The organism is Paraburkholderia sp. 40 (assembly GCF_050434105.1).
Taxonomy (GTDB): domain Bacteria; phylum Pseudomonadota; class Gammaproteobacteria; order Burkholderiales; family Burkholderiaceae; genus Paraburkholderia; species Paraburkholderia tuberum.
In genome coordinates this window covers 2,484,646-2,510,945 of the sequence record NZ_JBNPVY010000002.1, presented here as the reverse complement: position 1 = coordinate 2,510,945, position 26,300 = coordinate 2,484,646, and the positions used below count along the sequence as shown (strand labels likewise).

The 26,300-nt window shown below is 65.3% G+C and carries 27 protein-coding genes; 15 read left to right on the top strand and 12 right to left on the bottom strand.

Annotated elements, in window-relative coordinates; all coding sequences use genetic code 11:
* Positions 1-5: 5 nt before the first annotated feature.
* Both OKW28_RS12905 and OKW28_RS12900 read right to left on the bottom strand, forming a co-directional pair.
* Positions 6-809: a peptidoglycan DD-metalloendopeptidase family protein gene (locus tag OKW28_RS12905; protein WP_429446014.1), complete on the bottom strand. Its 804-nt coding sequence runs from the start codon at positions 807-809 to the stop codon at positions 6-8.
* 147 nt (positions 810-956) lie between these two features.
* Positions 957-1,268, bottom strand: a complete 312-nt coding sequence (locus OKW28_RS12900; protein ID WP_090809381.1) for a cupin domain-containing protein — start codon at positions 1,266-1,268, stop codon at positions 957-959.
* A 230-nt stretch (positions 1,269-1,498) separates the two neighbouring features.
* Here OKW28_RS12900 and OKW28_RS12895 point away from each other — a divergent pair, with 230 nt between their 5' ends.
* Positions 1,499-1,819, top strand: a complete 321-nt coding sequence (locus OKW28_RS12895; protein WP_184060543.1) for a hypothetical protein — start codon at positions 1,499-1,501, stop codon at positions 1,817-1,819.
* 155 nt (positions 1,820-1,974) lie between these two features.
* On the opposite strand, the gene OKW28_RS12890 is transcribed toward OKW28_RS12895, so the two are convergent.
* The 6 genes from OKW28_RS12890 to OKW28_RS12865 all read right to left on the bottom strand — a co-directional run bounded on the left by OKW28_RS12890 (position 1,975) and on the right by OKW28_RS12865 (position 6,969).
* Positions 1,975-2,310 (bottom strand): DUF4148 domain-containing protein, encoded by a 336-nt coding sequence (locus tag OKW28_RS12890; RefSeq protein WP_429446012.1) that lies wholly within the window; start codon positions 2,308-2,310, stop codon positions 1,975-1,977.
* A gap of 275 nt (positions 2,311-2,585) precedes the next feature.
* On the bottom strand, positions 2,586-3,995 hold the full coding sequence (gene gndA / locus OKW28_RS12885; RefSeq protein WP_184037125.1) for an NADP-dependent phosphogluconate dehydrogenase: 1,410 nt from the start codon (positions 3,993-3,995) through the stop codon (positions 2,586-2,588).
* Positions 3,996-4,262: 267 nt separating this feature from the next.
* Positions 4,263-4,871, bottom strand: a complete 609-nt coding sequence (locus OKW28_RS12880) for a DUF938 domain-containing protein (RefSeq protein WP_184010547.1) — start codon at positions 4,869-4,871, stop codon at positions 4,263-4,265.
* Positions 4,872-4,927: 56 nt separating this feature from the next.
* Positions 4,928-5,797, bottom strand: coding sequence for an NAD-dependent protein deacetylase (locus OKW28_RS12875; RefSeq protein WP_184010549.1), 870 nt, complete (start codon positions 5,795-5,797; stop codon positions 4,928-4,930).
* A 29-nt stretch (positions 5,798-5,826) separates the two neighbouring features.
* Positions 5,827-6,102 (bottom strand): oxidoreductase-like domain-containing protein, encoded by a 276-nt coding sequence (locus OKW28_RS12870; RefSeq protein WP_429446010.1) that lies wholly within the window; start codon positions 6,100-6,102, stop codon positions 5,827-5,829.
* 102 nt (positions 6,103-6,204) lie between these two features.
* Positions 6,205-6,969, bottom strand: a complete 765-nt coding sequence (locus OKW28_RS12865) for an SDR family oxidoreductase (protein WP_429446008.1) — start codon at positions 6,967-6,969, stop codon at positions 6,205-6,207.
* Positions 6,970-7,240: 271 nt separating this feature from the next.
* On the opposite strand from OKW28_RS12865, the gene OKW28_RS12860 reads away from it, so the two are divergent.
* Positions 7,241-8,074 (top strand): polysaccharide deacetylase family protein, encoded by an 834-nt coding sequence (locus OKW28_RS12860; protein ID WP_429446006.1) that lies wholly within the window; start codon positions 7,241-7,243, stop codon positions 8,072-8,074.
* A gap of 35 nt (positions 8,075-8,109) precedes the next feature.
* Here OKW28_RS12860 and OKW28_RS12855 read toward each other — a convergent pair whose 3' ends face one another.
* Complete coding sequence (locus tag OKW28_RS12855) at positions 8,110-9,522, bottom strand: DUF2252 domain-containing protein (protein ID WP_429446004.1); 1,413 nt, start codon at positions 9,520-9,522, stop codon at positions 8,110-8,112.
* 307 nt (positions 9,523-9,829) lie between these two features.
* Here OKW28_RS12855 and OKW28_RS12850 point away from each other — a divergent pair, with 307 nt between their 5' ends.
* Together OKW28_RS12850 and OKW28_RS12845 are read left to right on the top strand one after the other, a co-directional pair.
* Positions 9,830-10,513: a Pr6Pr family membrane protein gene (locus OKW28_RS12850; protein WP_429446002.1), complete on the top strand. Its 684-nt coding sequence runs from the start codon at positions 9,830-9,832 to the stop codon at positions 10,511-10,513.
* Positions 10,514-10,694: 181 nt separating this feature from the next.
* Positions 10,695-10,961, top strand: coding sequence for a CsbD family protein (locus OKW28_RS12845; RefSeq protein ID WP_013091250.1), 267 nt, complete (start codon positions 10,695-10,697; stop codon positions 10,959-10,961).
* Positions 10,962-11,057: 96 nt separating this feature from the next.
* Here OKW28_RS12845 and xth read toward each other — a convergent pair whose 3' ends face one another.
* On the bottom strand, positions 11,058-11,867 hold the full coding sequence (gene xth, locus OKW28_RS12840; RefSeq protein WP_429446000.1) for an exodeoxyribonuclease III: 810 nt from the start codon (positions 11,865-11,867) through the stop codon (positions 11,058-11,060).
* A gap of 383 nt (positions 11,868-12,250) precedes the next feature.
* On the opposite strand from xth, the gene OKW28_RS12835 reads away from it, so the two are divergent.
* On the top strand, positions 12,251-12,595 hold the full coding sequence (locus OKW28_RS12835) for a zinc ribbon domain-containing protein YjdM (RefSeq protein ID WP_187628461.1): 345 nt from the start codon (positions 12,251-12,253) through the stop codon (positions 12,593-12,595).
* An 89-nt stretch (positions 12,596-12,684) separates the two neighbouring features.
* Complete coding sequence (locus OKW28_RS12830) at positions 12,685-13,521, top strand: spermidine synthase (protein WP_429445998.1); 837 nt, start codon at positions 12,685-12,687, stop codon at positions 13,519-13,521.
* 25 nt (positions 13,522-13,546) lie between these two features.
* Here the strand turns inward: OKW28_RS12830 and OKW28_RS12825 are convergent, their stop codons facing one another.
* Both OKW28_RS12825 and OKW28_RS12820 read right to left on the bottom strand, forming a co-directional pair.
* Positions 13,547-13,732 carry a CopG family transcriptional regulator gene (locus OKW28_RS12825; protein WP_090809355.1) on the bottom strand — a complete coding sequence of 62 codons (186 nt, stop codon included), beginning with the start codon at positions 13,730-13,732 and terminating at the stop codon, positions 13,547-13,549.
* Positions 13,733-13,813: 81 nt separating this feature from the next.
* Positions 13,814-14,581, bottom strand: a complete 768-nt coding sequence (locus tag OKW28_RS12820; protein ID WP_429445996.1) for a YoaK family protein — start codon at positions 14,579-14,581, stop codon at positions 13,814-13,816.
* 250 nt (positions 14,582-14,831) lie between these two features.
* Between OKW28_RS12820 and hyfB the strand changes: the two genes are divergently transcribed.
* The 9 genes from hyfB to OKW28_RS12775 all read left to right on the top strand — a co-directional run bounded on the left by hyfB (position 14,832) and on the right by OKW28_RS12775 (position 26,184).
* Positions 14,832-16,838, top strand: coding sequence for a hydrogenase 4 subunit B (hyfB, locus tag OKW28_RS12815; protein WP_429445994.1), 2,007 nt, complete (start codon positions 14,832-14,834; stop codon positions 16,836-16,838).
* Positions 16,832-17,782, top strand: a complete 951-nt coding sequence (locus tag OKW28_RS12810; RefSeq protein WP_429445992.1) for a respiratory chain complex I subunit 1 family protein — start codon at positions 16,832-16,834, stop codon at positions 17,780-17,782. The genes hyfB and OKW28_RS12810 overlap by 7 nt, the downstream gene beginning before the upstream one ends.
* The gene (locus OKW28_RS12805; protein WP_184010569.1) at positions 17,783-18,442 is read left to right on the top strand and encodes a formate hydrogenlyase; all 660 of its coding nucleotides are present in this window, start codon (positions 17,783-17,785) and stop codon (positions 18,440-18,442) included. It abuts the gene before it with no gap.
* Positions 18,435-19,898, top strand: a complete 1,464-nt coding sequence (locus tag OKW28_RS12800; RefSeq protein ID WP_429445989.1) for a hydrogenase 4 subunit F — start codon at positions 18,435-18,437, stop codon at positions 19,896-19,898. The genes OKW28_RS12805 and OKW28_RS12800 overlap by 8 nt, the downstream gene beginning before the upstream one ends.
* Before the next feature lie 3 nt (positions 19,899-19,901).
* Complete coding sequence (locus OKW28_RS12795) at positions 19,902-21,461, top strand: NADH-quinone oxidoreductase subunit C (protein ID WP_429445987.1); 1,560 nt, start codon at positions 19,902-19,904, stop codon at positions 21,459-21,461.
* Positions 21,461-21,970 carry an NADH-quinone oxidoreductase subunit B family protein gene (locus tag OKW28_RS12790; protein WP_429445986.1) on the top strand — a complete coding sequence of 170 codons (510 nt, stop codon included), beginning with the start codon at positions 21,461-21,463 and terminating at the stop codon, positions 21,968-21,970. The genes OKW28_RS12795 and OKW28_RS12790 overlap by 1 nt, the downstream gene beginning before the upstream one ends.
* Positions 21,971-22,238: 268 nt before the next feature.
* Positions 22,239-22,961 (top strand): (2Fe-2S)-binding protein, encoded by a 723-nt coding sequence (locus OKW28_RS12785; protein ID WP_429445984.1) that lies wholly within the window; start codon positions 22,239-22,241, stop codon positions 22,959-22,961.
* Positions 22,962-22,972: 11 nt separating this feature from the next.
* Positions 22,973-23,974, top strand: coding sequence for an FAD binding domain-containing protein (locus OKW28_RS12780; protein ID WP_429445982.1), 1,002 nt, complete (start codon positions 22,973-22,975; stop codon positions 23,972-23,974).
* A complete protein-coding gene (locus tag OKW28_RS12775) occupies positions 23,971-26,184 on the top strand; it encodes a xanthine dehydrogenase family protein molybdopterin-binding subunit (RefSeq protein WP_429445980.1) in 2,214 nt (737 codons plus the stop codon). The genes OKW28_RS12780 and OKW28_RS12775 overlap by 4 nt, the downstream gene beginning before the upstream one ends.
* Positions 26,185-26,300 lie beyond the last annotated feature (116 nt).

The following is a 26,300-nucleotide window of genomic DNA, read 5'->3' as shown; positions in this document are numbered from 1 at the left end:
GACGCTCAACCGCCAGGCTTCGGCAACCACTGGAGCGGATCGACCGGCTGGCCGTTCTCGCGCACTTCGAACTGGATCGACGCGACGCCGCGGCTATCGACACCGACCTCGCCGATCGTCTGCCCTTGCGCCACCGCGTCGCCTTCCTTGACGAGTAGCTGGCTGTTCTGGCCGTACGCGGTGATCAGCGAATCGTTGTGCTTGATGATGATGAGCGGGCCGTAGGCTTCGATGCCGGTGCCCGCGTAAACCACGCGGCCGGTCGCCGCGGCCTTGACCGGATCACCGGGTTGGCCGCCGATCACGATGCCGTTGGATTTGCCCGGCGCGAACGCGCGCAGGATCGGTCCGCGCAATGGCCATTGCAGCACGCCCTGCTGCGGCATGGCGGTAGGGGCCGGCGCACCGGGTACGGCACCCGGCGGCACGTTCGCCGTCGCGCCCGGCGCGGCTGGCGCACCCGGCGCCACCGCGACCGGCGGCGTGACCACGCTGCCCGAGGTCATCGGCGGCGAAACGCGCAGCACCTGGCCGGGCGCGACCGCCGCGTTGACCGGCAAGCCGTTCCAGGCCGCGATTTCCTGCGGCCTTCGTCCATAGGCCGAAGCGATGCCGGACAGCGTATCGCCCGGATTGACGCGATAGTAGCCGGCGGGCACCGGGACGGTCGCGAGGCTGGTCGTGCTCGACGGCGCGTTGCTGTAGAACGGCGTGCTTTCCCACGGCATCGTCGTGCAGCCGCCGATCGCCACGCCGAGCGCCGCCGCCATCAGCAGGCGGATCGCCGTCGGTTGCCATTGTTGTGTCATCTGATTTTCCTCGACGTGTGTCTCAATCCGATTCAATCGACGCCGTAGCAATTGCCGTGCCGTCATGCTTGCACGGTCGCGGCTGTCCGCTGCCGCCTGGATATTGTGCGCGACCGCCACACGCGCGCCGTCAAACTGCCGTGTTCTTCAGACGCTGCCCTGCTTTTCGACGACGAGCACGCGTGCCGCGCCCAGCGGATGCGCGACATGCTCGGTGCCGACCGAGGCATGGAACACGTCGCCGGTTTCGAGCACTGTCGTGCGTTCGACGCCGTCTTCGCGATAGCGCATTTCGACGCGGCCGTCGAGCACGGCGAATACCTCCTCGCCGTCGTTCACGTGCCACTTGTACGGCTGGTCGGTCCAATGCAGACGCGTGGTGATGCCGTTCATGTTCGCGATGTCGAGCGCGCCCCAGGCACGCGACGCGGTGAAGCTTCTGCTGCGGATGATCTTCATGGTCGGTGAGCAATTGACAAGCGCGCAAGCCCGGCGGGCGGCGCCGTGCGCCCACGGCGACGGCGCTCGCGCGGCTGGCCCTATTATAGGTCGCGTGGCCCGCGCGTCTGGGCGAGCAAGCCGCCACGGCCGTTCCGTCCGATCATTGCAGGCGATCGACCATCGCCTATACTCAGTCAAGCCGCGCGGAGCAGCTCACGACAACGTTGGGATTCTGGGAGGAATCGAGGATGAACAAAGCCACCTTTCTGGCCGTGCAACTCAACGTCGACGATGTGGCGGCGTCTGCCGGCCTCGTCGAACTGCTGAACACGCATCTGATCTTCGCCGCCGAAGTCGCCGAGGCCGCCGATGCGCTCGTGCAACTGGCGAGCATCGCGGGACTGTCGAGTGGGGTCGAGGCGAGCGTCGAGCTGCCTGCGGTGGCGCTCGAACGGCTGCGCGAGGCGCTCGACAACCTGAGCGACTACGACGAATCGTGGCTGCTCGCGCTGGAGCCGAGCCGCGCGCTGTTCGATGACATCGGCCGGCGGCAGCGAACGCTGCATTGACGGGAACGTCGCAGAACGGCGCCGTAAACGACAAAACGCCATCCGATCGAACTGGATGGCGTTTTTTCTTGCCCGCCGCGTTCGCGCTGTTCCACGAAACGGCGTATCTACAGCGCACTACAACTACCCACTACATCTGCGGACTTCTACTGCGATTAGTTGCCGAAGTACACCGAGTCACGGTCGGCCTTCGCCGGGATGACAGCGTGGCCAGCTTGCGACGTGCCGGCAGCCGGAGCGCCATAGCCGCTGGTGTCTGCGGGGTTGGCCGCGATGGCCGTGCCGCGTTGCGCATCGACGCGTGCTTGCGCTGCCTGGATGTCGGCCGGGTAGTTCACGTCGCTGGCGCTCGGGTTGTAGCCGGCCTTTTCGAGTTGAATCAGTTCAGCGCGAACCTGAGCACGGGTCACCGGCTGACTCGCTTGAGCGAACGATGCGACCGGAACAACGAGGGCGGCGGCGATAGCAACAGCGGAAATCAGGGTCTTCATGATTAACCTCCAAAGGACTTGTTGTGTGGTGCGCTTCGGGTTTCTGCTTATCCCTCAGCGATTGAAAACAAGTTTAGAGGTGTCTCGATCTAGGGAAAACCCTTAAACCAGTGAAACTCTATTGCCGCCGTCGCAATAATCATTTGGCATTCTTTAAGTCCGCGTTTAACCCGCGAGACATTTGGTAATAATGCGGCGTTTCCTTGCTGATCCAAACGGAGCAACGGCCCGGCGCGCCCTGTCACCATGGCGCGCCGGGCCGTTTTTTCAACCGCTCAGCTCCACTGCGCGTGGAAGCTGCCCGGCTTGTCGATGCGTTCGAACGTATGCGCGCCGAAGAAGTCGCGCTGCGCTTGCACGAGGTTCGCGGGCAGACGCTCCGAGCGGTAGGCGTCGAAATACGCGATTGCCGACGCGAATGCCGGCACCGGCACACCCGCGTTGACCGCGGCCACCACGACTTCGCGCAGCGCCGCCTGGTAGTTCTTCGCGATGTCGCGGAAGTACGGGTCGAGCAGCAGGTTCGCGAGCGCCTTGTCCTTCGAATAGGCGTCGGTGATTTTCTGCAGGAAGCGCGCGCGGATGATGCAGCCCGCGCGGAAAATCTTCGCGATCGTCCCGTAGTCGAGATCCCAGTTGTACTCTTCCGACGCGGCGCGCAACTGCGCGAAGCCCTGCGCGTACGAGATCACCTTGCTGAAGTACAACGCGCGGCGCACCGATTCGATGAACGCGTCCTTCGCGCCTTCGAGCGGCCTCGCCTGCGGACCTTCCAGCACCTTGCTCGCGGCCACGCGCTGCGTCTTCAGCGACGACAGCACGCGCGCGAACACCGCCTCGGTGATCAGCGGCAACGGCGCACCGAGGTCAAGCGCGTTCTGGCTGGTCCACTTGCCGGTGCCCTTCTGCGCGGCACGGTCGAGAATCACGTCGACGAGGTCCTTGCCGGTTTCGTCGTCCTTCTTGCCGAAGATCTTCGACGTGATTTCGATCAGATAGCTGTCGAGTTCGCCCTGGTTCCACTCGGTGTAGACCTTGCCGAGTTCCTCGTTCGACAATCCGACGACCTGCTTCAACACCGCGTAGCTTTCGGCGATCAGCTGCATGTCGCCGTACTCGATGCCGTTGTGCACCATCTTCACGAAGTGGCCCGCGCCGTCCGGTCCCATGTACGCGACGCAGGGCTCGCCGTCCGGCGCCTTCGCGGCGATCTCGGTGAGGATCGGCGCGACGAGGTCGTACGCGTCGCGCGGGCCGCCCGGCATGATCGACGGGCCTTTCAGCGCGCCTTCCTCGCCGCCCGACACGCCGGTGCCGATGAAATGCAGACCCGCCTTCGCGAGTTCCTGGTTGCGGCGGATCGTGTCGGTGAAAGGCGTGTTGCCGCCGTCGATCAGGATGTCGCCTTTTTCGAGCAGCGGCTTGAGCGAGGCAATGGTCGCGTCGGTCGGTTCGCCGGCCTTGACCATCATCAGAATGCGGCGCGGCTTTTCGAGCGAGTCGACGAACTCTTCCAGCGTGAAAGCCGGCACCAGTTTGCGGTCCGGAAATTCGGCGATGAGTTCGTCGGTTTTCGCGCGGCTACGGTTGTAGACCGACACCGCGTGGCCGCGGCTCTCGATGTTGAGCGCCAGATTGCGGCCCATGACCGCCAGCCCCACCACGCCGATTGCCTGTTTGCCCATTTGAATTCTCCAGAGTCCAAAAAAATGTCGTGGCGCCGCGCCATGAGAACGGCGGCGCGGCGTCGAGGGTGAAAGGATAAAAGAAATGCGCGCTTGCCGCTTGGGAGGGGGCAAGCACGCCAGTTGCTCGTGCTCCTGTCGTGCTCATGTTTGCGCGTGACGACAGGTATTGTGCGCGCGTCGGCGTTTGCGCGGCGGGTTCGGTTTGGGATCGGACAGAGGTTTGGCGGAAGGCGTGGACGAATGCGCGACCCGTCGGTGCACCCGCTACCCTGCCCGCTTCGTGAACACCAGGCTGAAGTTGTTCGCCGGCATCGCGACCACCCGTTCGCAGGTGAGCCCCGCCGTGTCGCCGAGCGCGACAACCGCTTCCATATCGCGCACGCCCCATTCGGGATCGCGGCTCTTCAACCATTGATCGAACGCTTCGTTGCTCGGCGCCGTGTGCGCGCCGCCGCGCCGGTAAGGACCGTATAGATAGAGCACGCCGCCATCGACGAGGCGCCGCCCCGCGCCGTCGAAAAGTGCCTGCGCCGCGCTCCACGGCGAGATGTGGATCATGTTGATGCAGACGACGGCGTCGAGCGCATCGACGCCCCAGTCCGGCTGATGCACGTCGAGCGCGAGCGGCGCGCGCACGTTCGCGAGCCCCGCGTGCGCGGTCCACGCGGCAATCGACTCGCGTGCTTCTTCGTCGGCATCGCTCGGCTGCCAGTCGAGACCGGGCAGCGCGCCGGCGAAGCAGATCGCGTGCTCACCGGTGCCGCTCGCGATTTCGAGCACGCGGCCGCTCGCCGGCAGCGCCTCGCGCAGCACCGCGAGGATCGGTTCGCGATTGCGTTCGGCGGATGGCGAATGTTGCCGGGAGTCGGTCATGGTCGGCCTTGCGTGTTCCTCAGGTTTTGACGGTAATGCGCGGAGTCTACTCATTCTCAATCGCCAGCCAGCAGACCGGCGAGCGCGCTCAAGGTATCGCCGCACGGCGCGGCCACCTTCAGCGACAGCAGCGGATCGGCGCGCGTGCGGCCGAGGTTGATCGCGGCGATCGGCTTGCCCTGGCGCTGCGCCCACACGCAGAAGCGGTAGCCGGAATACACCATCAGCGACGAGCCGGCCACGAGCACGGCGTCGGCCGCATCGAGCGCATGCGACGCCGCTTCGACGCGCGCCTTCGGCACGTTCTCGCCGAAGAACACTACCGACGGCTTCAGCAACCCGCCGCAGTTCGCGCATGCCGGCACGCGAAAACCGCCGAGATCGTGCCACTCGAGATGCGCGTCGCCATCGGCGGCGGCTTCGGCCGTGACGTCGAGCAGAGCGGGGTTGTCGGCTTCGAGCGTCTGCTGGATCGCCGCGCGGGAGTGCTGCATGCCGCAGTCGAGACAACTGACGCCGTCGATGCCGCCATGCAGCTCGATCACGTCGCGGCTGCCCGCGCGCTGATGCAAGCCGTCGACGTTCTGCGTGACCAGCGTCGGCACGTGACCGGCCGCTTCGAGCCGCGCGAGCGCGACATGCGCGGCATTCGGCTGCGCGCGCGCGACAAGCGGCCAGCCGACCATGCTGCGCGCCCAGTAGCGCTGACGCATCGCCAGCGTGCCAAGGAACTCCTGCAGCGTGATCGGCGGCGAGCGCTTCCATGCGCCGTTGTCGTCTCGGTAGCCGGGGATGCCGGAGTCAGTGCTGATGCCCGCGCCGGTCAGCACGAACAGGCGCGGATGACGCTGCACGAAGCGATGCAGATCGTCGAGCGTGTGCGGATCGGTGAGAGATTCGGTCGGCGTGAGCTGAAGGTCGGTCATAACGGGGACAGTGGACGATCGTGCGCGAATCAGCTGCGAGGGCTCGGTTTGCCGCGCGTGGGTGTCGAGCGACGCGCGTCCGTTTGCGGTTTCGACTTCGCGCCCTGCGTGTCCGGTCGCCGCGCTGGCCGCGCCTTCTGCGCCTGCCGCTTGTGCCACGCAGCCAGCGCGAGCTCGTAGCGCTCCAGCGCTTCATCGTAGAGATCGAACACACACTGCGTGCAGCCGCTATGACAGCAGTCGTCGAGATCGGGCCGCACGGGCGGCTGCGGCGGCGGGTCGTCGCTGGGTGTGGCGCGGGGCACGGCGGCTTGCTTTGCGTGGAAAGACGGCGGAGCGCCCAGTATAAGTTGAACGCGCGCGCCCCGCACCCCGCCCCGGCGTTGTGAGCCGGTGCTGCGCGCCGCTCAGCCGCGCCCGACGAACGGCATCTTGCTCGCCATGATCGTCATGAACTGCACGTTCGCCGACAGCGGCAGGCTCGCCATATGCAGCACCGCGTCGGCGACGTGCTGCACGTCCATCAGCGGCTCGACCGCGATCTCGCCGTTCGCTTGCGGCACGCCGCGTGCCATTCGCGCGGCCATCTCGGTCCCCGCGTTGCCGATGTCGATCTGACCGCACACGATGTCGTATTTGCGGCCGTCGAGCGACACCGCCTTCGTGAGTCCGGTAATCGCGTGTTTGGTCGCCGTGTACGCGGCGCTGTTCGGACGCGGCGCATGCGCGGAGATCGAGCCGTTGTTGATGATGCGGCCACCGCGCGGATTCTGCGTCTTCATCAGGCCAAACGCCGCGCGCGTGCACAGGAACACGCCGTTCAGATTGGTATCGACGATGGAACGCCATTCGTCGATGCTCACTTCGTCGAGATCGACGGGCGAGCCGTTGCGTCCCGCGTTGTTGAACAGCACGTCGAGCCGGCCGAAGCGCGCGCGGATCGTGTCAAAAAGCGCGGCGACGCTGTCGGCGTCGGTCACGTCGCACGACACCGCGAGCGCGTCGCCACGCAGCGCCCGCGCTTCCTGCGCGACCGCATCAAGCGCGGCCTGGCGGCGTCCGGCGAGCACCACGCTATAGCCGTGCTGCGCGAGCGTCAGTGCGCACGCGCGGCCGATGCCGCTGCCCGCGCCCGTCACCAGCGCCACTTTTCCGTTTCCTGTTTCCGACATCACGCATCTCCTGTTGTGTTGGGTAGCGACGCGAGTAATGTGCGGCGATCGGTCCGATTGCCATCGACACGCGCGACGCTTTTCGCCCCGCACCATACAACAGCGAATCGGCGATCGCAAACCGCGCGACGTCTTTCAGCGCGCTTTCACCGGATACTTGGCCGCCGAACGGCACGTCGACTAGCGCAACAGTGGTATCGTTCGCGGTTGCGCATCGCGCAAGATTCACGGCCTTCCCGGGACGGAGGAAGGCGTACTGGAAGCACGTTCGATGAATGAATGCCCGAACCCGCCGCGCCGCTGGCCGCGTAGCCGCAACTCCGCACTGCTGAACGGCACGATCGGCTGGCACGTGATCGTGCTGATCGGCGTGGCTGTCGCACCGGCCGCATGGCCATGGTGGCTCGCCACGATCGTCGCGAACCACGCGCTGTTCACGGTCGCCGGACTATTGCCGCGCACCACGCTGCTCGGGCCCAACTGGACCCGCCTGCCCGCGAACCCCCGCAACGCGGATGCAATCGCGTTGACCATCGACGACGGTCCCGATCCCGCCGTCACGCCGCAAGTGCTCGATCTGCTCGACGCGTTCGACGTGCGCGCGACGTTCTTCTGCATCGGCGCGAAGGTGGAGCGTTATCCGCAACTCGCGCGCGAAATCGTCGCGCGTGGGCATGGGCTCGAAAATCACTCGCAGGTGCACGTGCATACGTTTTCGGTCACGTTTCCGCGCGCGTTGACGCGCGAGATCGCCGCCGCACAACGCACGCTCGAAACCGTCAGCGGCGCGCGGCCGATGTTTTTCCGCGCGCCCGCCGGCCTGCGCAACCTCTTCCTGGAGCCGGTGCTGCGCAAGCTCGATCTGCGTCTCGCGGCCTGGACACGGCGCGGCTACGATACGCGCGAGCGTGACCCTCACGTGGTTGCGCGGCGGCTGCTCGATGGTCTCGCCGCGCGCGACATCCTGTTGCTGCACGATGGCAACGCCGCGCTGACGATCGAAGGCCAGCCGCTGATTCTCGCGGTGCTGCCGAGCGTGATCGAAGCGGCACGCGAGCGCCATCTGCGTTTCGTCACGCTGCGCGAAGCGCGCGCCGATGCGTGACGGTGCGCGTGAAGTGACACCACGCGCACGCAGCGTTACACACGGAAATCCGCCGCCATGTCCTCGTCGGTGCGCGCTTCGAGCTTGCCGTCGCGGCACGCTTTCATGAACCCGTCGTAGTCGCGCTCGACCTGATCCGCGTAGGCGCTCGCGTAGCCGCTCAGCGCTTCGCCGAACTGATCGCCGCGGCCGATGTACGCGCTGATCTCGATCGCCTGGCCGCTCGCCTTCGCATGCGCGCGCGCCATGATCCAGCCGCATAGCCGCGCATAGCCGTCGAGCAGATCGCTGTCGAACAGCTCGATATTCGCGGACAGCTTCATGTCGCGCAGTTGGCGGAAATAGAAATGCCGCCCGAGCGGCCCGGTCCCCCAGCCGAGGAAGACGTCGCTCGCGGCCTGCAGCAGCCGCTGTCCTTGCACGACGCGCTCGCCCTGATGCTTGACCGCCGGCGACTTGTAGAACTGCGTGATGACCGACGGCCGCGCCTCCTTCAATTGCAGGAGCAACGGCTTGCCCATGTGATCGACGAGCAGCACGACCAGACAACGCGTGCCGACGCTGCCGACGCCGACCGCCTTGAACACGACGTCGTGCCTCGTGAAGTGATCCAGCAGTTCGCGCCGATCGTGCGACATCGTCTTGCGGTACTCGTCCCACACTTGCTCGACCATCTTGTCGACGTTGCCGGTCCGGTAGGTTTCGATTTCCTCGGCCGTCAACAACGTGTTCGCACCGTGCACGTGAAACAGCGCGGGCGGCGCATCGTGGATGGTCCAGCGATTGCCGTCGAACGAGGCCATTTTTTCGAGCAGGCTTTCATGCGTGCGGCTCGCGGCCTTCTCCATGCTGCGCCGCACCGCGCGCCGGCGCTCGGGCGTCAGTGCGATCTCGGCCATGCGGTCGAACGTGATGCGGTCGTACCACAGGTCGAGCGCGCCGAACTGCGCGTATTGCGCGACACGATCGCGATACGAGCCGACCGCGGTCATCACAAGACTCTCGGCGGTGCCGCGGCTCAGGCGCATCTGGCGCGCGGCCACGACGAGGCTCGCGCACAGGCGTTTCAGGTCCCATTCGAACGGGCCGATCGAGACTTCATCGAAGTCGCTCAGGTCGAAGACCAGTTGCCGCTCGGGCGTTGCGAAACCGCCGAAATTCATCAGATGGCCGTCGCCGCAGATCGGCATGGTGAGGCCGGTGTCGTGCACCTTGCTCAGATCGTGCGCCTGCAGAATCGCGCTGCCTCGAAAGAACGAGAACGGCGAGGCAGCCATGCGCCCATAGCGCAGCGGCACCAGATTCTCGACGCGCTCCGCGCTGCTCTGTTTCAGCAGCTCGATCGGATCGCGGTGCAACTCGCCGACCGCCCGGTGACTCGAGCGTTTCGAATGCTCGCGCGCGGCGCGGCCGCGCGCTTCCCGTTCGGCAATGGTGCTGGCTTTCATGCTTTCTCTCCGTTTTGCGAGTCTTGAACCGGCGCTGACAGAGACTGCTTGCCGCGCACGGCGTCGTTAACATCGAGGGCTGCAGTCGCGATCATAACGGGTCGAAACACACGATGAATCGCCGCTAGTGAGCGCGGCGCTTGCAGCCGTGGCGGCGAGCTTGCAACCCGCTTTGCAACCCGCTTTGCAACCCGCTTGACAGCCAGCCAGTAGCTCGCGTAGTACGCCGTAGTATTTTGCCAACGCCGGCGCGCGAGGGCGCGAAAGCCCATGCAGCCGCGCGCGCACCGCGCGTAGAATCGAGCGCATGCGCCCTACCCTCGTTCCGCAGCGCGAGCCCGAGCTGCCGCTGCATACGCCCAGTGTGTCGTCGCTGACGTTGGCGGCGGTCATTGCGCTGATCGCGTGGATGGCGATCCTCGCGCAAGCCGACCTGACGATCGATCGCTCGCTCGCGCGCGGGCTCACCGTGTTGGACGCGCTCGCGCGCATGAGCAGCTACCTGACCAATCTGACGGTGCTCGCCAGTGCGCTCTGCTTCACCTGCATCGTGCTGTGGAAGCACCGCTCGCCGCTCGTGCGCTTTTTCCGGCAGCCCACGGTCGTGACCGCGGTGGTCGCGTACATCGTGTTCGTCGGCCTCGCGTACAACCTGCTGTTGCGCGGACTGTGGCCGCTGTCGCCCTACCGGCGCCTGCTCAACGAGTCGCTGCACAGCGTGCTGCCGATGCTCGCCGCGCTCTACTGGGTGCTGTTCGTGCCGCGTTTTCATCTGCGGTTGCGCCACGCTCCGCTGTGGCTCGTCTATCCGCTCGCCTATCTCGGCATCACGTTCTGGCGCGGCAGCCTGTCGGATTTTTATCCGTATCCGTTCATCGACGTCGAAACGCTCGGGCTGCGCCAGGTGCTCGTCAATGCCGCGCTGCTGTTCGGCGGTTTTCTGATGCTGCTGGCCGTGTTCGTCGGCATCAATTTCGGGCGCCGACGATGATGTTCCAGCACGTCCCGTTTGGCCGGATGCATGGCGTCCCGTCGCCGGGCGCACTTCTTGCACCCCTTTCGTCACTGACGCAGGCTTACGCCGCACTGGCACGGCTTGCGCGGCGCCCTTGTGCGAGCGCGTTGCAATTGCAGCGGGCCCGCACGTAAATATGACAACAGGAGCGATGCATATGGATACGAATTCAGCGGCAGGCGCGGTAAAGGAAGTCGCGGGCAAGGTGCAAAGCGCGGTCGGCGATGCCGTCGGCGACACCAGCGCGCAGGTGGCGGGCAAGGCGCGCGAATTGAGCGGCAAGGCGCAGCAGTTATGCGCGAATACGACGAGCCTCGTGCGCGATACGACGGCCGAAAACCCGTTCACGACGCTGGCCGTGGTTGCTCTCGCCGGGTTCGTGATGGGCGCGCTGTGGTCGCGCGGCGGTCGCGACTACGACTGAAGCAGGCACGGCGCCGGATCATAGGCGCCGATCAACAGGGCGCGGCAGTCGCGCCAAAGCGGGCGATCCGCCGCAAGCGGATCGCCCGCCGCTTCACTAGCCGCTCTTCTTCTTGCGGCCGGCGCCCATTTCCAGTTCGATCCACGTCGGCGCGTGATCGCTGGCATGCGGTTCGCCGCGTACCCAACGGTCGACGCCCGCATCGCGCAGGCGCGGCGCGAGGTCGGCGCTCAGCAGCAGATGATCGATGCGCAGCCCCGAATTCGTATCCCAATGACGGCGGAAATAATCCCAGAACGTGTACACGCGTTCGTCGCCGAAATGCGTGCGCAGCGCATCGGTCCAGCCTTGCGCGAGCAGCCTGCGATAACGCTCGCGGCTCTCCGGCTGCAGCAGCGCGTCCTTTAGCCACGAGCGCGGGTTGTAGATGTCTTCGTCGGTCGGCACGACGTTGAAGTCCCCAGCGATCACGACCGGGTGGCCGCTCTGGTAGAGCCGCGCCGCATGCGCAATCAGATGATCGAACCACGCGAGCTTGTAGTCGAACTTGGGGCCGGGCTGCGGATTGCCGTTCGGCAGGTACAGACACACGATCAGCACGCCGCCGACCGCGGCCTCGATGTAACGGCTATGCGTGTCGTCTTCGAAACCGGGCAGACCGCGCCGACGTTCGAGCGGTGCGTCGCCTTTGGCCAGAATCGCCACACCGTTCCATGCGCTCTGGCCTTGCCACACGGCGCCATAACCGGCGTCGCGCAATGCGTCGACTGGAAATGCGCTATCCACCGCCTTCAGTTCCTGCAGGCACACGACGTCCGGCGCCTCGCGCTCGAGCCATTGCAATAGCGCCGCCTGCCGCGAGCGGATACCGTTGATGTTGAACGTCGCAATGCGCAGCTTCGCCATGATCATCCCTCCCTCGCCTATTGCTCCGCGACGTCGCGATACCCGGTCGCCCGCGAACGCGCGCGGCAATCAGGGTGTTATCCCCGATCGGTTTTGCTCATAGCACCGACTCCATTTTGGCCCGGTTGGCCAGTTCCCAATTTATCACCCGCAAAGCGGACATTTTCCATCCAGTTCAAACCTGTCGACATCCGCGGCGAAGCTACCCGTAAGTCTGGTGAATGGGACTGAAAGTCCGATGATAATTGGACGGTAAGAGCATGTGTATTGCATTATAATTTTGTGCACCCACGAGCCACCGGCACGACGACCGGCTCAGGGCTGGCGGGTTGCTCGCCTGTTTTTTTACTGACTGACTCAAAATCGTTTCAATGGAAGCTGCAATGAACGCTGCCCCTTCATGCCCGCAATGCGCAATGGAAAACACTTACCCTGACGGCACGCTGTACGTGTGCGCGGACTGCGGTCACGAATGGTCGGCGAACGCTGGCGCCGACGCGAGCGATGAACCGGCGGGCAGCGTCGTCAAGGATGCGAACGGCAACGTGCTGTCGGACGGTGATTCGGTCGTGCTGATCAAGGATTTGCGCGTCAAGGGCTCGTCGATCACGCTGAAGATGGGCACCAAGGTGAAAAGCATCCGGATCGTCGGTGGCGATCACGAAATCGACTGCAAGACGGACGCCGGCAGCTTCATGCTCAAGGCCTGCTTTCTGAAGAAGGTCTGACGGGCCGTTCGCCGTTGGCGGCCCCGCCCGGAAGCGCGGTCCGCAGTGCATGATTCAATCGACTGTCTGGCTACCCGAGCATACCGAGAATGGCTGAGGATCGAACATCGTACGACGCGTTCGTCAAATTCATGTCCACGCCGATCAGCAATGAGCAACCGCTTGTGCTGGAGACGCAGCACGCGGTGTCGCTACACTTCGATCACTTCGCCACTCAGAGCTTCATGTCGCTCAGGAATCCGGAGAAGCTCACCCTCGGTTATACACGCGCGATGATGGGATTTCTGCTGCTGCAGCCAGCTCCCACGCACATCTGCATGATCGGACTAGGCGGGGGATCGCTGGCAAAGTATTGCTATCGGCATCTGCCAGAGGTCACGATCGACGCAGTCGAGATCAGCCCCGAGGTGATCGCGCTGCGTGACGTGTTCAGGATTCCGGCGGACGACGCGCGGTTCAAGGTGGTTTGCGCCGATGGCGCGGACTACTTGACGAAGGATCACATCCGCACGGACGTGATCCTGCTTGATGCGTTTGGTGCGGAAGGGATGGCGAGCCGGTGTGCGGACATCGCGTTCTTCGCCGCCTGTCGCGAGCGTTTAACCGAGACGGGCGTCCTCGTCATCAACTTTACGGACGATGATCCGGCCATACCGCGGCACCTCGAGCGGCTGAAATCGCTATTTGGCGTTTCCTATGCGATCGTTCGGTGCGGCGACGACAGCAACTTCGTCGCGTTTGCCTGGAAAAGCGGGCGTCGTTTGCCGCCCAGACAAGTCCTGTTCGAGCGCGCCCTCTCGTTTGCCTTTGCAGGCGAACTCAAGCTGTCCGTCACTGCTCGCCACCTGAAAGCGGGAGAGCGCCTCGATCCGAAGCGGCTGATCTGGCATGCGCAAGGGCAAGGGCACTGGGGAATCGGCGGTTGACCGGCACCACGCCTCGACCTGGGCGTTACTTTCCCCGCTTGGCGAGTGGGCTCTTGGTCTTGTAGGTCACGCCGTGACGCTCGAGATACTCGCGGATCAGTTGGCGGACGACTTGTGACGGCGTCAGATCTTGCGCCGAGCAGAGCATTTCAAATGCTTCTTTCTTGGCGGGGTCGATCAGGACGGTCAGGCGTGCGGTTTTGGTTTCCATTGCGAGGGCGGGTCGGCGAATATGCTAACCAAATTATAATGCATTTGCTTTCGACGAGGATTCACCCCGCCTCGTATGAGGTCAGTGCCTGCGCTCGAACCGATAGAGATAGGCCAGCACATCGTCGGCGACGGGGACGATCGCGAGTGTGACGAGCGCGCCAGCGAGCGGCACAGTCGACACGTAGCCCACATGCTTGAAACCGATTGCGCCGATCAGGCCGCCCACGAAAAACGACGCGAGCATCGTGCCGTGGATCTTCAGCTTCGCGCGGTTTGCGATGACCGCGTGCGCGTCGTCAATGAGCGCCGATCGATTCCAGTAAAAAAGCTTACCCAACTCAATTCCGAGGTCCGTGACGATGCCGGTCATGTGTGTGGTACGGATCTCCGCGCCCGACAGCTTGGTGATCATCGCATTCTGCAGCCCCATGATGAAGCACAGCAGGATCACGGTCACGGGGACGAAGAACGCTTCGCGTAGCGCGAGGTGGCTGCCGAGCAGACCGAACAGGAGCAGCAGCGCGGCCTCGACCGCCAATGGCAGCACGTACTGGCTTTGCAGGCCGCGGCGGCGCCCCCAGTTGACGAGCACTGCCGAGCACCCCGCTCCGACGACAAACGATGCCAGCGAACCGATGCCAGCCAACACGAGCCGGATGTCCCCGAGCGCCGTCTGGTCCGCGATCGCCGACACGATGCCGCTCATATGGGACGTGTATTGCTTGACCGCGAGGAAGCCGCCGGCATTGGTGGCGCCGGCCACGAAGGCAAGAGAAAACCCGAGCTGACGGTTCGCGCTCGTGCTGCGGTGTTTTCCCGTCAGGCTTCGAAAGTACTGCGCAGGCATAGGATCTTCACTCAATCGCTCGGAACAACAGCAAAGACGCGGCGAATAGACGCTTCGCGCACCGCATGCAGGCGAGCTGCGCACAGGGCCGCCGATTCGCTCGAACATGTGGCTCACATGATAATGCCATTATCATATCCTGTTATCCAGATTGGTTTTCTGATGTCATAATGCAGTTCGAGTGAGCCCGGCAAGCGGGAGCTCATTCCATGCTCCTCGTCCCAATCCGAGCGTACTGGAGACATTCCGGATGGCACCCTTCACGGTCGTCCATTTCGTCCTGCTGGTCGCGGCCGCCTGGCTTGCGACCGGCACGCTGGGTCTCGGAGTTCTGCATCGCACGCGATTCGTTGCACACGGGCTGTTTCCGCTCGGCGCGCTGGGAGGGCTGCTGCTGGGCGCGGCGGGACTCGCCGGCATCTTCTCCGAACCGACCACCGCGGTGCTGCCGATCGGACTGCCCGGGTTGCCGTTCCATCTGCGCGTCGATGGGCTATCCGGCTATTTCCTGTTCGTGCTTGGTGTCGTCAGCGCGGGGATCGGCGCCTTCTCCGCCGGTTATTTCCGTAAGGGCGAAGGGTCCGCGCCGGGACTCATCTGCTTCGAATACCACGTTTGCATCGCGAGCATCGCGCTCGTGCTCATCGCCGACGATGCGTATGTGTTCATGGTCGCCTGGGAAACGCTGACGCTGTCCGCGACGTTCCTCGTGATGACCAACCATCGGATCGGCGAGATCCGCCGCGCAGGTTACCTGTATTTCCTGATCTCCCACGTCGGCGCGCTCGCGCTGCTGCTTTGCTTCGGCATCCTGCAGGCGCGCACCGGTGACTACACGTTTGCCAATCTGCGCGCGCAGTCGCCCGACGCGTTGTGGGCATCGCTCGCGTTCCTGTTCGCGCTGGTTGGATTCGGTGCCAAGGCGGGCGTGTTCCCGTTGCACGTGTGGCTGCCGGACGCCCATCCCGCGGCGCCGTCCCCCGTATCGGCGCTGCTCAGTGGATTCGTCCTGAAGGTAGGCCTGTATGGCCTGATCCGGACCGTGTTCGACCTGCTGCACGTGCAGTTCGCCTGGTGGGGCGTGCTGCTGCTCGTGCTGGGTATCGGCACCGCGCTGCTCGGCGTGGTGTTCAGTACGATCCAGGTCGATATGAAGCGCCTGCTCGCGTATTCGTCGATCGACAACGTCGGCCTGATGATCGTCGCGCTCGGTCTCGCGGTGCTGTTTCGCGCGTACGGGATGACGGCCCTGTCCGCGCTTGCGCTGAGCGCGATGCTCTACCAGATCGTCGCGCATGCGGCCTTCAAGAGCCTGCTGTTCCTCGGCACCGGCGCCGTGCTGCACGCCACCGGGGAGCGCAATCTCGGCAAGCTCGGCGGCCTGATCCGTGTCATGCCGTGGACCGCCTGGGCCGTGCTCACTGGCGTCGCAGCCAGCGCTGGCTTGCCTCCGATGAGTGGTTTCGTCGCGGAGTGGCTTCTGCTGCAAAGCTTCCTGTTCACGCCGGGTCTGCAGAATTCCGTGCTGGCGATGACGGTGCCGATTGCGGCCGCGCTCGTCGCGATGACGGCAGCTCTCGCCAGTTACACGATGGTCAAGTTCTACGGCATCGTCTTCCTCGGGCAGCCGAGAGAAGCGAAACTGAGTCGCGCACACGACGCGAATACCTGGGAACGGCTCGCGTTCTGCTGGTTCGCGGTGGTCGGTGTACTGCTCGGACTGATGCCTACGCAGTTCGTCAAGGTGCTGGACCGGGTCACGCGCGTGCTCGTCGGTGCCGGGATCGGCGCGGAAAATCATGGCTGGCTGATCTTCGTGCCGGTGTCGACCGCGCGGGCGAGTTACATGCCCGTCGTGTTCATGCTGTTTTTCGTCGCCTGCTGCGGCCTTGCGTGGGTGCTGGTACGGCGCTTCTACCACGGTCGGCTGCGACGGGCCGCGCCGTGGAGTTGCGGCTTCCCGTTTACGACTGCGCGGATGCAGGATACGGCGGAAGGCTTCGGGCAACCGATCCGGGAGATCTTCGCGCCGCTGCTGCGCATCGAGCGGCAACTGCCGACGCCGTTCGACGCACAGCCGGCTTACCGGGTCTCGGTCGCTGACCGCACGTGGTCGATTCTCTACGACCGTATCGCGGCACTCACGCAACGCGCGGCGGAATGGGCGGGGCGGCTGCAGACGGGCAAGATTGCCGTGTACCTGACCTACAGCTTCGCCGTGCTGATCGTGCTCCTGATGCTGGTGAGACGATGGTGACCCTATCCGGCGTGCTATCGCAAACCCTCGAGATCGTCCTGGCGCTTGCCGCGGCGCCACTGCTCACGGGCTGGGTCGACCAGTGCCGCGCGTGGCTGCAGAACCGGCGCGCGCCCAGCATCTGGCAACCGTACCGGATGCTGCACAAGCTGTTCAACAAGGAATCAGTCGTCGCTTATGGCGCGAGTCCGGTGTTCCGTGGCGCACCCTATGTCGTGTGGGCGGCGATGACGCTCGCCTGTGCAATCGTGCCGACGCTGTCGACCGAATTGCCGCTGTCTCCCGCCGCGGATGCGATCGCGCTCGTCGGCCTGTTTGCGTTCGCGCGCGTCGCGCTGTCGCTCGCGGCGATGGATATCGGCACGGCGTTCGGCACGCTCGGCGCGCGCCGCGAGATGCTGGTCGGTTTCCTGGCGGAACCGGCCTTGCTGATGGTGCTGCTGTCGGCCTCGCTGATCACGCAGTCGACCCTGCTCACGAGCATCGTCGCGACGCTCGGACACAGCGAGCTGACGATCTATCCGAGCCTGGCGTTCGCCGGCATAGCGTTCACGCTGGTGTCGCTCGCCGAGAATGCGCGGCTGCCCGTCGACAACCCGACCACCCACCTCGAGCTGACGATGATCCACGAGGCGCTGATCCTCGAATATTCGGGGCGGCACCTCGCGCTGATGGAATGGGCGGCCAGCCTCAAACTGTTCGCCTACTCGTGCATCGGCATTGCGCTGTTCATGCCGTGGGGGATCGCCGCGGCGGGTAATCCGCTCGCGCTGCTGCTCGCGGTGCCGGCACTCTTCGTCAAGCTGATGGCGGGCGGCGCCGCGCTGGCCGTGGTCGAGACCGCCAACGCGAAGATGCGGATTTTCCGGGTCCCGGAGTTCCTCGCGACCGCCTTCCTGCTCGCGGTGATCGGCATGCTCGTTCACCTGCTACTGGGAGCATGAATGCACACCTACGCGACGCAACTGATCAATTTCCTCGCGGCCGTGCTGCTGATGCTGTCGTTCGCGATGCTGAGTCAGCGTCGGATCCTGTCGCTGATCCACCTCTATACGCTACAGGGTGTCGCGCTCGTTCTGGCCAACCTGATCCTCGGTTTCGTGACCGGTGATGCGCATCTGTACGTGTCGGCCGGACTGACGCTCGTGCTGAAGGTCGGCGTGATTCCGTGGCTCCTGTATCGCCTCGTGCGCAAGCTCGACATTCAGGCCGACGTCGAGCCGCTCATCAACATTCCGACGACGCTGCTGATCGGCATCGTGCTCGTGATCGTCGCGTTCAACGTCGCGTCGCCGATCAGCCAGCTCGCGACGTCGGCCGCGCGCGGCACGCTCGGGATCGCGCTTGCGTGCGTGCTGCTGTCGTTCATGGCGATGATCACGCGCGCGAAGGCGATTCCCCAGGTGATCGGCTTCCTGTCGATGGAGAACGGGCTGTTCTTCGCCGCAACGGCCGCCACCAATGGCATGCCGATGATCGTGGAACTCGGTATCGGACTCGACGTGCTGGTCGGGATTCTGATTCTGGGCGTGTTCATGTTCCAGATTCGCGAGCAGTTCGACAGCCTGGACATCCGTCACCTCGAGACACTCAAAGATGAATGACGCCCACGTCGTGCTCGCCGTGCTCGGCATTCCGCTCGTGGCGGCCGCCTCTCTTGCGGCCGTGCGACCCGCTCATGTCGCGCGCAACCTGAACGCCGGCTTCAGCGCCGTGACGTTCGCGGCGACGCTCGTGCTCGCCGCGCGTACCGTCGAACATGGACCGTCGTTCGCGTTCGAACGCGCATTCTTCGTCGATCCCCTCAACGTGTACCTCGTCGCGCTGACTGCGTTCGTCGGCTGGACGACGTCGCTGTTCTCGCGGCCGTACATGCAGGTCGAAGAGGCGCGCGGCCGGATGACGGCGACGCGCATGCGCCTCTATCACAGCATGTACCAGTTGTTCATGTTCGCGATGCTGCTCGCGCTGCTGACCAATAACCTTGGCGTGCTGTGGGTCGCGATGGAAGGCGCCACGCTCGCGACCGTGCTGCTCGTCAGCGTCTATCGGACCGCCGCGAGCCTCGAAGCCGCCTGGAAGTACTTCATCCTGTGCGGTGTCGGCATCGCGCAGGCATTGTTCGGCACGATCCTGCTGTACCTCGCCGCGAGCCGGCAACTGACCGACGGCGATGCGCTGCTGTGGACGAGCCTTGTCGCCGTCAAGACGCACCTCGACCCGTCGATCGTGTCGATCGCCTTCGTGTTCCTGCTGGTCGGCTACGGCACGAAAGTCGGACTCGTGCCAATGCACAACTGGCTGCCGGACGCGCACGCCGAAGGCCCGACACCAATTTCAGCGGTGCTGTCCGGGCTGCTGCTGAACGTCGCGCTGTACGCAGTGCTGCGCTGCAAGGTGCTGGCGGACGGTGCGCTTGGCAACGGCCTGCCGGGGCGATTGCTGGTCGGGTTCGGGCTCGTGTCGGTGCTGGTCGCCTCGTTCTCGCTGTTTCGGCAGAAGGACGTCAAGCGGCTGTTCTCGTATTCGTCGATCGAGCATATGGGATTGATGACGTTCGCGTTCGGCCTCGGCGGCCCGGTCGCGACGTTCGCCGGTCTGCTGCACATGACCGTCCATTCCCTCGTCAAGTCGGCAATCTTCTTTGCGGTTGGCCACGCGACGCAGAAGGCCGGTACGCAGGCGATCGAAGGCATTCGCGGGCTGCTGCAGGTCAGCCCGACGGTCGGCTGGGGCATGCTGCTCGGCGCGCTCGCGATTCTCGGCCTGCCGCCGTTCGGTGTGTTTGCAAGCGAATTCCTGATCCTGACGACCGCGATGAACACGATACCGTGGACGGCGCCGTTGTTGCTGCTCGGCCTCGCCGTCGCATTCGCGGCGATCTTCGCGCGCGTTCAGCAAATGGTGTTCGGTGAAACGACGACGGCCAAACCGCTCGAGCATCGCCCCGCGCCGCTGCCGGTATTCGTGCATCTGGGTTTGGGGCTGATGCTTGGGCTTTATGTGCCACCCTACCTGGCGACGTGGTATCGCCAGGCCGCAACGATGTTGTCGGGGTGACGGATGCGACTCGAATCGATGCAAATTGCCGCCATCCGCCTCACGCACCGTGCGGGCCAGATTCCAGCGCATGTGGTGAGCGCCGATGAATCAGTGTGGCTCGAGCTGGCGCGAACCGCGAGATCCGAGCAGCGGCGCCTCGTTGCAATGTGGGGCAGCGAAGCAGCCGAAGACGGTTTCTCGGTGAATGCCGCGTACGAATGCGATGACGGCATATTGTGGGTACGCCTCGCGATCGAGCGTAAGCAGGATGCTGATGGAGACTATCCCGATCTCGCCACCGTTTTCCCGTGCGCCACTCGCATGCAACGGGCGATCTTCGATCTGCTCGGCCTGCGGGCGCGTGGCGCCCAGGACACGCGGCCGTGGCTCAATCACGGCAACTGGCCCGAAGATTATTTCCCGCTGCAACGGCAGGCGACGGGTGTCGAAGACTTTGATTCGAGCGAAGCGGACTATCCATTCGTGCAGGTTGCGGGCGATGGCGTACACGAGATCGCTGTCGGGCCGATTCATGCCGGCATCATCGAACCGGGGCATTTCCGGTTCTCGGTCGTCGGCGAGAAGGTGTTGCGCCTTGAAGAACGTCTCGGCTATGTCCACCGTGGCGTCGAGCGTCTGTTCGAACGTACTCCTGCATCGCGCGGTCATCGGGTTGCCGCCAGGATTGCGGGCGACTCGACCGTCGCGTTCTCGTGGGCCTTTTGCATGGCGCTCGAGCAAGCCAGCGGCACGATACTGTCGAAGCGCGCACTGTATCTGCGTGCGCTTCTGCTGGAACGCGAGCGCGTGGCCAACCACCTCGGCGACCTCGGCGCGCTCGGCAACGACGCCGGGTTCGGCTTCGGACTCGCGCAGTTCTCGCGGCTCAAGGAGGACTGGATACGGATGAACGCCCGTACATTCGGACATCGGTACCTGATGGATCGGATCGTGCCGGGTGGCGTATCGATCGACGTTCGCCCCGACGACGCGGCGGTGCTGGCGGAGCAATGCGAACGCATCGAACGCGAGGTCCACGTCATGCGCAAAGTCTACGATGACCAGTCCGGGCTGCAGGATCGATTCCTCGGCACGGGCCGATTGACCCTCGCTGTCGTCGAGCATTTTGGCGTGCGTGGCATGGCCGCCCGCGCCAGCGGTCGAACCTTCGACGTTCGCGCCAACTTGCGGCCTGCTCCGTATGACGACATAGCAGTCAATGCGGTCAGTGACGCGCGCGGCGACGTTGCCGCGCGCGTCGCGGTGCGCTTCGCCGAAATCGATGAATCCCTGCGCCTGATCCGCACGCTGCTGTCCAATCTTCCGGATGGTCCGGTGGTCGTCGCCACGACGCCCGCAACGGCGCCCGCGCAAGGCATAGGCTGGGTGGAAGGTTGGCGGGGGGACGTATTCGTCGCCCTCGATCTCGCCCCCGGCGACGTCATCACCCGATGCCATTGCCACGATCCGTCGTGGCAGAACTGGCCGGCGCTCGAGCACGCGATCATCGGCAACATCGTTCCCGATTTCCCCCTGATCAACAAGTCGTTCAACCTGAACTACGCGGGGCACGATCTCTGATGTGGCAACTGATCCGGCAATTCGCGCGCACCGATTTTCCCGGCGAACCCGTACCGACGGCGGAACACGCGTGGCATCACGAGGAGCGACGCATTCGCGACGATATTCTCGATCTGCTCGGGCGGGCGCTGTGCATCCGGCAGATCGACGCGGGTTCATGCAACGGTTGCGAACTGGAGATCCACGCGCTGAACAACCCGTACTACAACATCGAAGGACTTGGAATCAAATTCGTCGCGAGTCCGCGGCATGCCGACCTGCTGCTCGTGACCGGGCCGGTGACGCTGAATATGCGAGCGGCCATGCTCGCCGCGTACGACGCGACACCCGCCCCGAAACTCGTCGTTGCCGCAGGCGAATGCGCGTGCACGGGCGGCATTTTTGCCGACAGTTACGCGGTGTGCGGCCCTGTTTCGTCGATCTTGCCGGTCGACGTAACGATCCCCGGATGTCCGCCGCCGCCGATCGATTTGCTGCGAGGCATCCTGGCAGCCTGCCGGGCGCGCTGAGCCCGGAGGTCGATTTCGCATTTTTCCCGTTGCAACGTGCAACTTTTGCCCGTGTTTGCGCGGCTCCAACCGGGCTCCATCGCGGTCATTGCGCATATTGGCCTGCCTTTATTGCGCAGATCGGCTTTGCGCTTGCAGCGAGTTTTTAATACCGTGTTAGCTGCAACGGCATTCAAATTGCTGCGCAATAGTTTTGTTTCAACGCGATGCGTTGGACATCGACGCGTCGTCAGCCTGCATTGACCTTTCAGTGGAGTCAACAGTCGTCATGACCACGCCTGGAGAATGTCAGCATTGCGGGGACGCCCCCGCATCAGAGTCCACCGCCGAGCCCACCGCCACGCCTTCCCAACTGTCACGACGCCGCTTCCTGCAATCGGCGGCGGCCGCCGCGACGATCGGTGCGGCGCCCCATCTGCGCGCGCAAACGCAAGCGCCGGCGCCCGCCTCACCCGCGCCGCCAAGCAACCCCGTGGTGCCGCCGCGCCCCGTCACGTTGACCGTCAACGGCCGCGCGTACACGCTGCAACTCGAACCGCGCGTGACGTTGCTCGACGCATTGCGCGAATACGCGGGACTGATGGGCACGAAGAAAGGCTGCGACCGCGGTCAATGCGGCGCCTGCACGGTGCTCGCCGACGGCCGCCGCATCAACTCGTGTCTGACGCTCGCGGTCATGCATGAAGGCGAGAACATCACGACCGTCGAAGGACTCGCGAGCAACGGCGCGTTGAGTCCGGTGCAGGCCGCGTTCATCGAACACGATGCGTTCCAGTGCGGCTACTGTACGCCCGGGCAGTTGTGCTCGGCGACCGCCCTGCTCGGCGAATTCCGCAACGGCACGGCGAGCACCGTGACCGCCGACGTGCGCGCGCGTCCCGCCGCGCTCACCGACGACGAAATCCGCGAACGCATGAGCGGCAACATCTGCCGCTGCGGGGCGTACGTGAACATCGTCGCCGCGGTCCGCGCCGCGCACGACAACGCCTGACGGAGACCGACATGGATGCGATCTCCTACGAACGCGCCGGCGACGTCGCCAGCGCGGTGCGCGCCGCGCAACAGCCGGGCGCGGTATTCGTCGGCGGCGGCACGAATCTGCTCGATCTGATGAAGGGCGGCGTCGCGCGGCCGGTGCGGCTCATCGATATCACGCACATCGGCGGCCTCGACTCGGTGACGACGCTGCCCGGCGGCGGCATCCGCATCGGCGCGCTGGTGCGCAACAGCGACGCGGCCAATCACGCGCTGGTGCGCGAGCAGTACCCGCTGCTGTCGCAAGCGCTGCTCGCGGGCGCCTCGGCGCAGTTGCGCAACATGGCGACGGTCGGCGGCAATCTGCTGCAACGCACCCGCTGCGGCTACTTCTATGACACCGCGTTCACGCAGTGCAACAAGCGCCTGCCCGGCAGCGGCTGCGCGGCGCTCGACGGCCATAACCGCGCGCATGCGATCCTCGGCGCGAGCCCGCAATGCATTGCGGTCAACCCGTCGGATATGAGCGTCGCGCTGGCCGCGCTCGATGCGCTGGTGCGCGTGAGCGGCCCCAGCGGCGAGCGCACGATCGCGTTCGCCGATTTCCATCGGCTGCCGGGCGACCGCCCCGATGTCGATACCACCTTGCAGCCCGGCGAGCTGATCACCGCGGTCGATCTGCCGCCGCCGCTGTTCAGCGCGCATTCGCACTATCTGAAGGTGCGTGACCGCGCCAGCTACGCGTTCGCGCTCGTATCGGTCGCGGCCGCGTTGCAGATGGACGGCGAGCGTGTTCAGAGCGCGCGCATCGCGCTCGGCGGCGTCGCGCACAAACCATGGCGCGCGAACGTGGCCGAGCAGATGCTGAGCGGCCAGCCGCTCAGCCAGGCCACGCTGAAGAACGCCGCCGCGGCCGCGTTGAGCGGTGCGCAGCCGCGCCACGACAACGCGTTCAAGGTGCAGCTCGCGCAGCGCGCGATCGTGCGTGCGGTCAATCAGGCAGCCGGCAATGCGGGAGGTGTCGCATGAATCTGATCGGACAACCGCTCGATCGCGTCGACGGACTGCTGAAGGTGACCGGCGACGCGCGTTATGCAGCCGAATTCCCCGGGGCGCGCCTCGCGCATGCGGTGCTCGTGACGAGCACGATCGCGGCCGGCACGATCGCGTCGATCGATGCGAGCCGCGCCGAGGCCGTGCCCGGCGTGCTGCTCGTGATGACCTACCAGAACGCGCCGCGCCTGCCGAATGGCGGCCGACCCGCGCTCGCGCCGCCGGCCGGCCGCCATCTGTCGCTTCTGCAGGATAACGAAGTGCACTACAGCAACGAGCCGGTCGCGGTGGTCGTCGCCGATACGCTCGAACATGCGGCCGATGCCGCTCGCCAGCTGCGCATCGCCTATCAGCCGGGCGCCGCGGCGCTCGACTTCGAGCAGGCGAAGGCGCACGCGCATGCGCCGGACAAGCCGCAGGGCCGCCAGACCGACACGCAGCGCGGCAGCTTCGAGGACGGCATGCAAAACGGCGACGTGCATATCGAAGCGACCTATACGACGCCGATCGAGCACCACAACCCGATGGAGCCCCACGCAACGATGGCGCAATGGGACGGCCCGCAGTTGACGGTCTACGACTCGACGCAGGGCGTGAGCGGCGCCGCGCAGGTGCTCGCGAAGACGTTCGCCATCCCTGTGTCCGACGTGCGCGTGATCTCGCCGCTGATCGGCGGCGGCTTCGGTTGCAAGGGCTCGTCGTGGTCGCACGTGTCGCTGTGCGCGATGGCCGCGCGGCAAACCGGGCGGCCCGTGCGGCTCGCCCTCGAACGCCCGCAGATGTTCGGCCCGGTCGGCGCGCGGCCGCGCACCGAGCAGCACTTCGTGATCGCCGCGCGGCATGACGGCACGCTGACCGCGATGCGTCACGACAGCATCTCGAACACGTCGATGATCGAAGACTGGACCGAGACCTGCTGCATGGTCACGCGCATGCTGTACGCGGTGCCCAACCAGATAACGACGCACCGGCTCGTGCAACTCAATGTCGGCACGCCGACCTTCATGCGCGCACCCGGAGAAACCACCGGCTCGTTCGCGCTCGAATCGGCGATGGACGAACTCGCCGTCGCGCTGAAGATGGACCCGCTCGCGCTGCGCCTGAAGAACTACGCGGACAGCGATCCGCAGGAGCACAAGCCGTGGTCGGGCAAGTCGCTGCGCGAGTGCTATCAGATCGGCGCCGAGAAGTTCGGCTGGTCGCGCCGCCCGCACGCGCCACGTTCGAGGCGCGACGGCAACACGCTGATTGGCATGGGCATGGCGACCGCGACCTATCCGGCCAACCGCAGCGAGGCGTCGGCGCTTGCGCAGATTCTGCCGGACGGCACCGCGGTGGTCGCATCGGGCACGCAGGACATCGGCACCGGCACCTACACGGTGATGACCCAGGTCGCCGCCGATGCGCTCGGCTTCACGCCCGAGCAGATCCACTTCGCGCTCGGCGATTCGTCGCTGCCGCGCGCGCCGGTGTCGGGCGGCTCGCAGTCGGCGGCCAGCGTGTCGCCCGCGGTGCGCGACGCGGCGAGCCAGGCGCGCAGCCAACTGATCGCGCTGGCGCTTGCCGATGCGGCATCGCCCGTGCATGGCCTGCCGCTCGATGACGTCACCGTCGCAAGCGGCTGGGTCGTGAGCCGCTCGCAACCGGGCAAACGCGATCCGGCCGCGGCGATCATCGCGCGCGCGGGCGGCAAGCCGATCGAGGCGAACGCGACCGTGAAGCCCGGCGACGAGAAGCAGAAGTACTCGTTCCACTCGTTCGGCGCGGTGTTCGTCGAGGTCCACGTCGATGCCGAACTCGGCACGATCCGCGTGCCGCGCGTGGTCGCGGTGTACGACGTCGGCCGCGTGCTGAACCAGAAGACCGCGCGCAGCCAGATGATGGGCGGCATCGTATGGGGCATCGGCGCGGCGCTGCAGGAGGAAAGCACGCTCGATGCGCGCTTCGGACGCTTCACGAACGCGAACCTCGCCGAGTATCACGTGCCGGTGAATGCCGATATCGGCACGCTCGACATCACCTTCATCGACCGGCCCGATCCTTATATCAACTCGCTCGGCGTGCGCGGTATCGGCGAGATCGGCATCACGGCCGTGGTGGCCGCGGTCGCGAACGCGGTGTACAACGCGACCGGCGTGCGGGTGCGCGATCTGCCGATCACCCTGGACAAGGTGGTGCGGACCTGAACCGGCGGCAGTGCCGGAATTGGAGTGAAAGCGAAAGCGGCGGGCGGCTTGCATCGGGCGTGCCTTGCCGCTTGCTTCGCACCCCGTTGCATCGCACAATCGGGGGCATTCCTGTC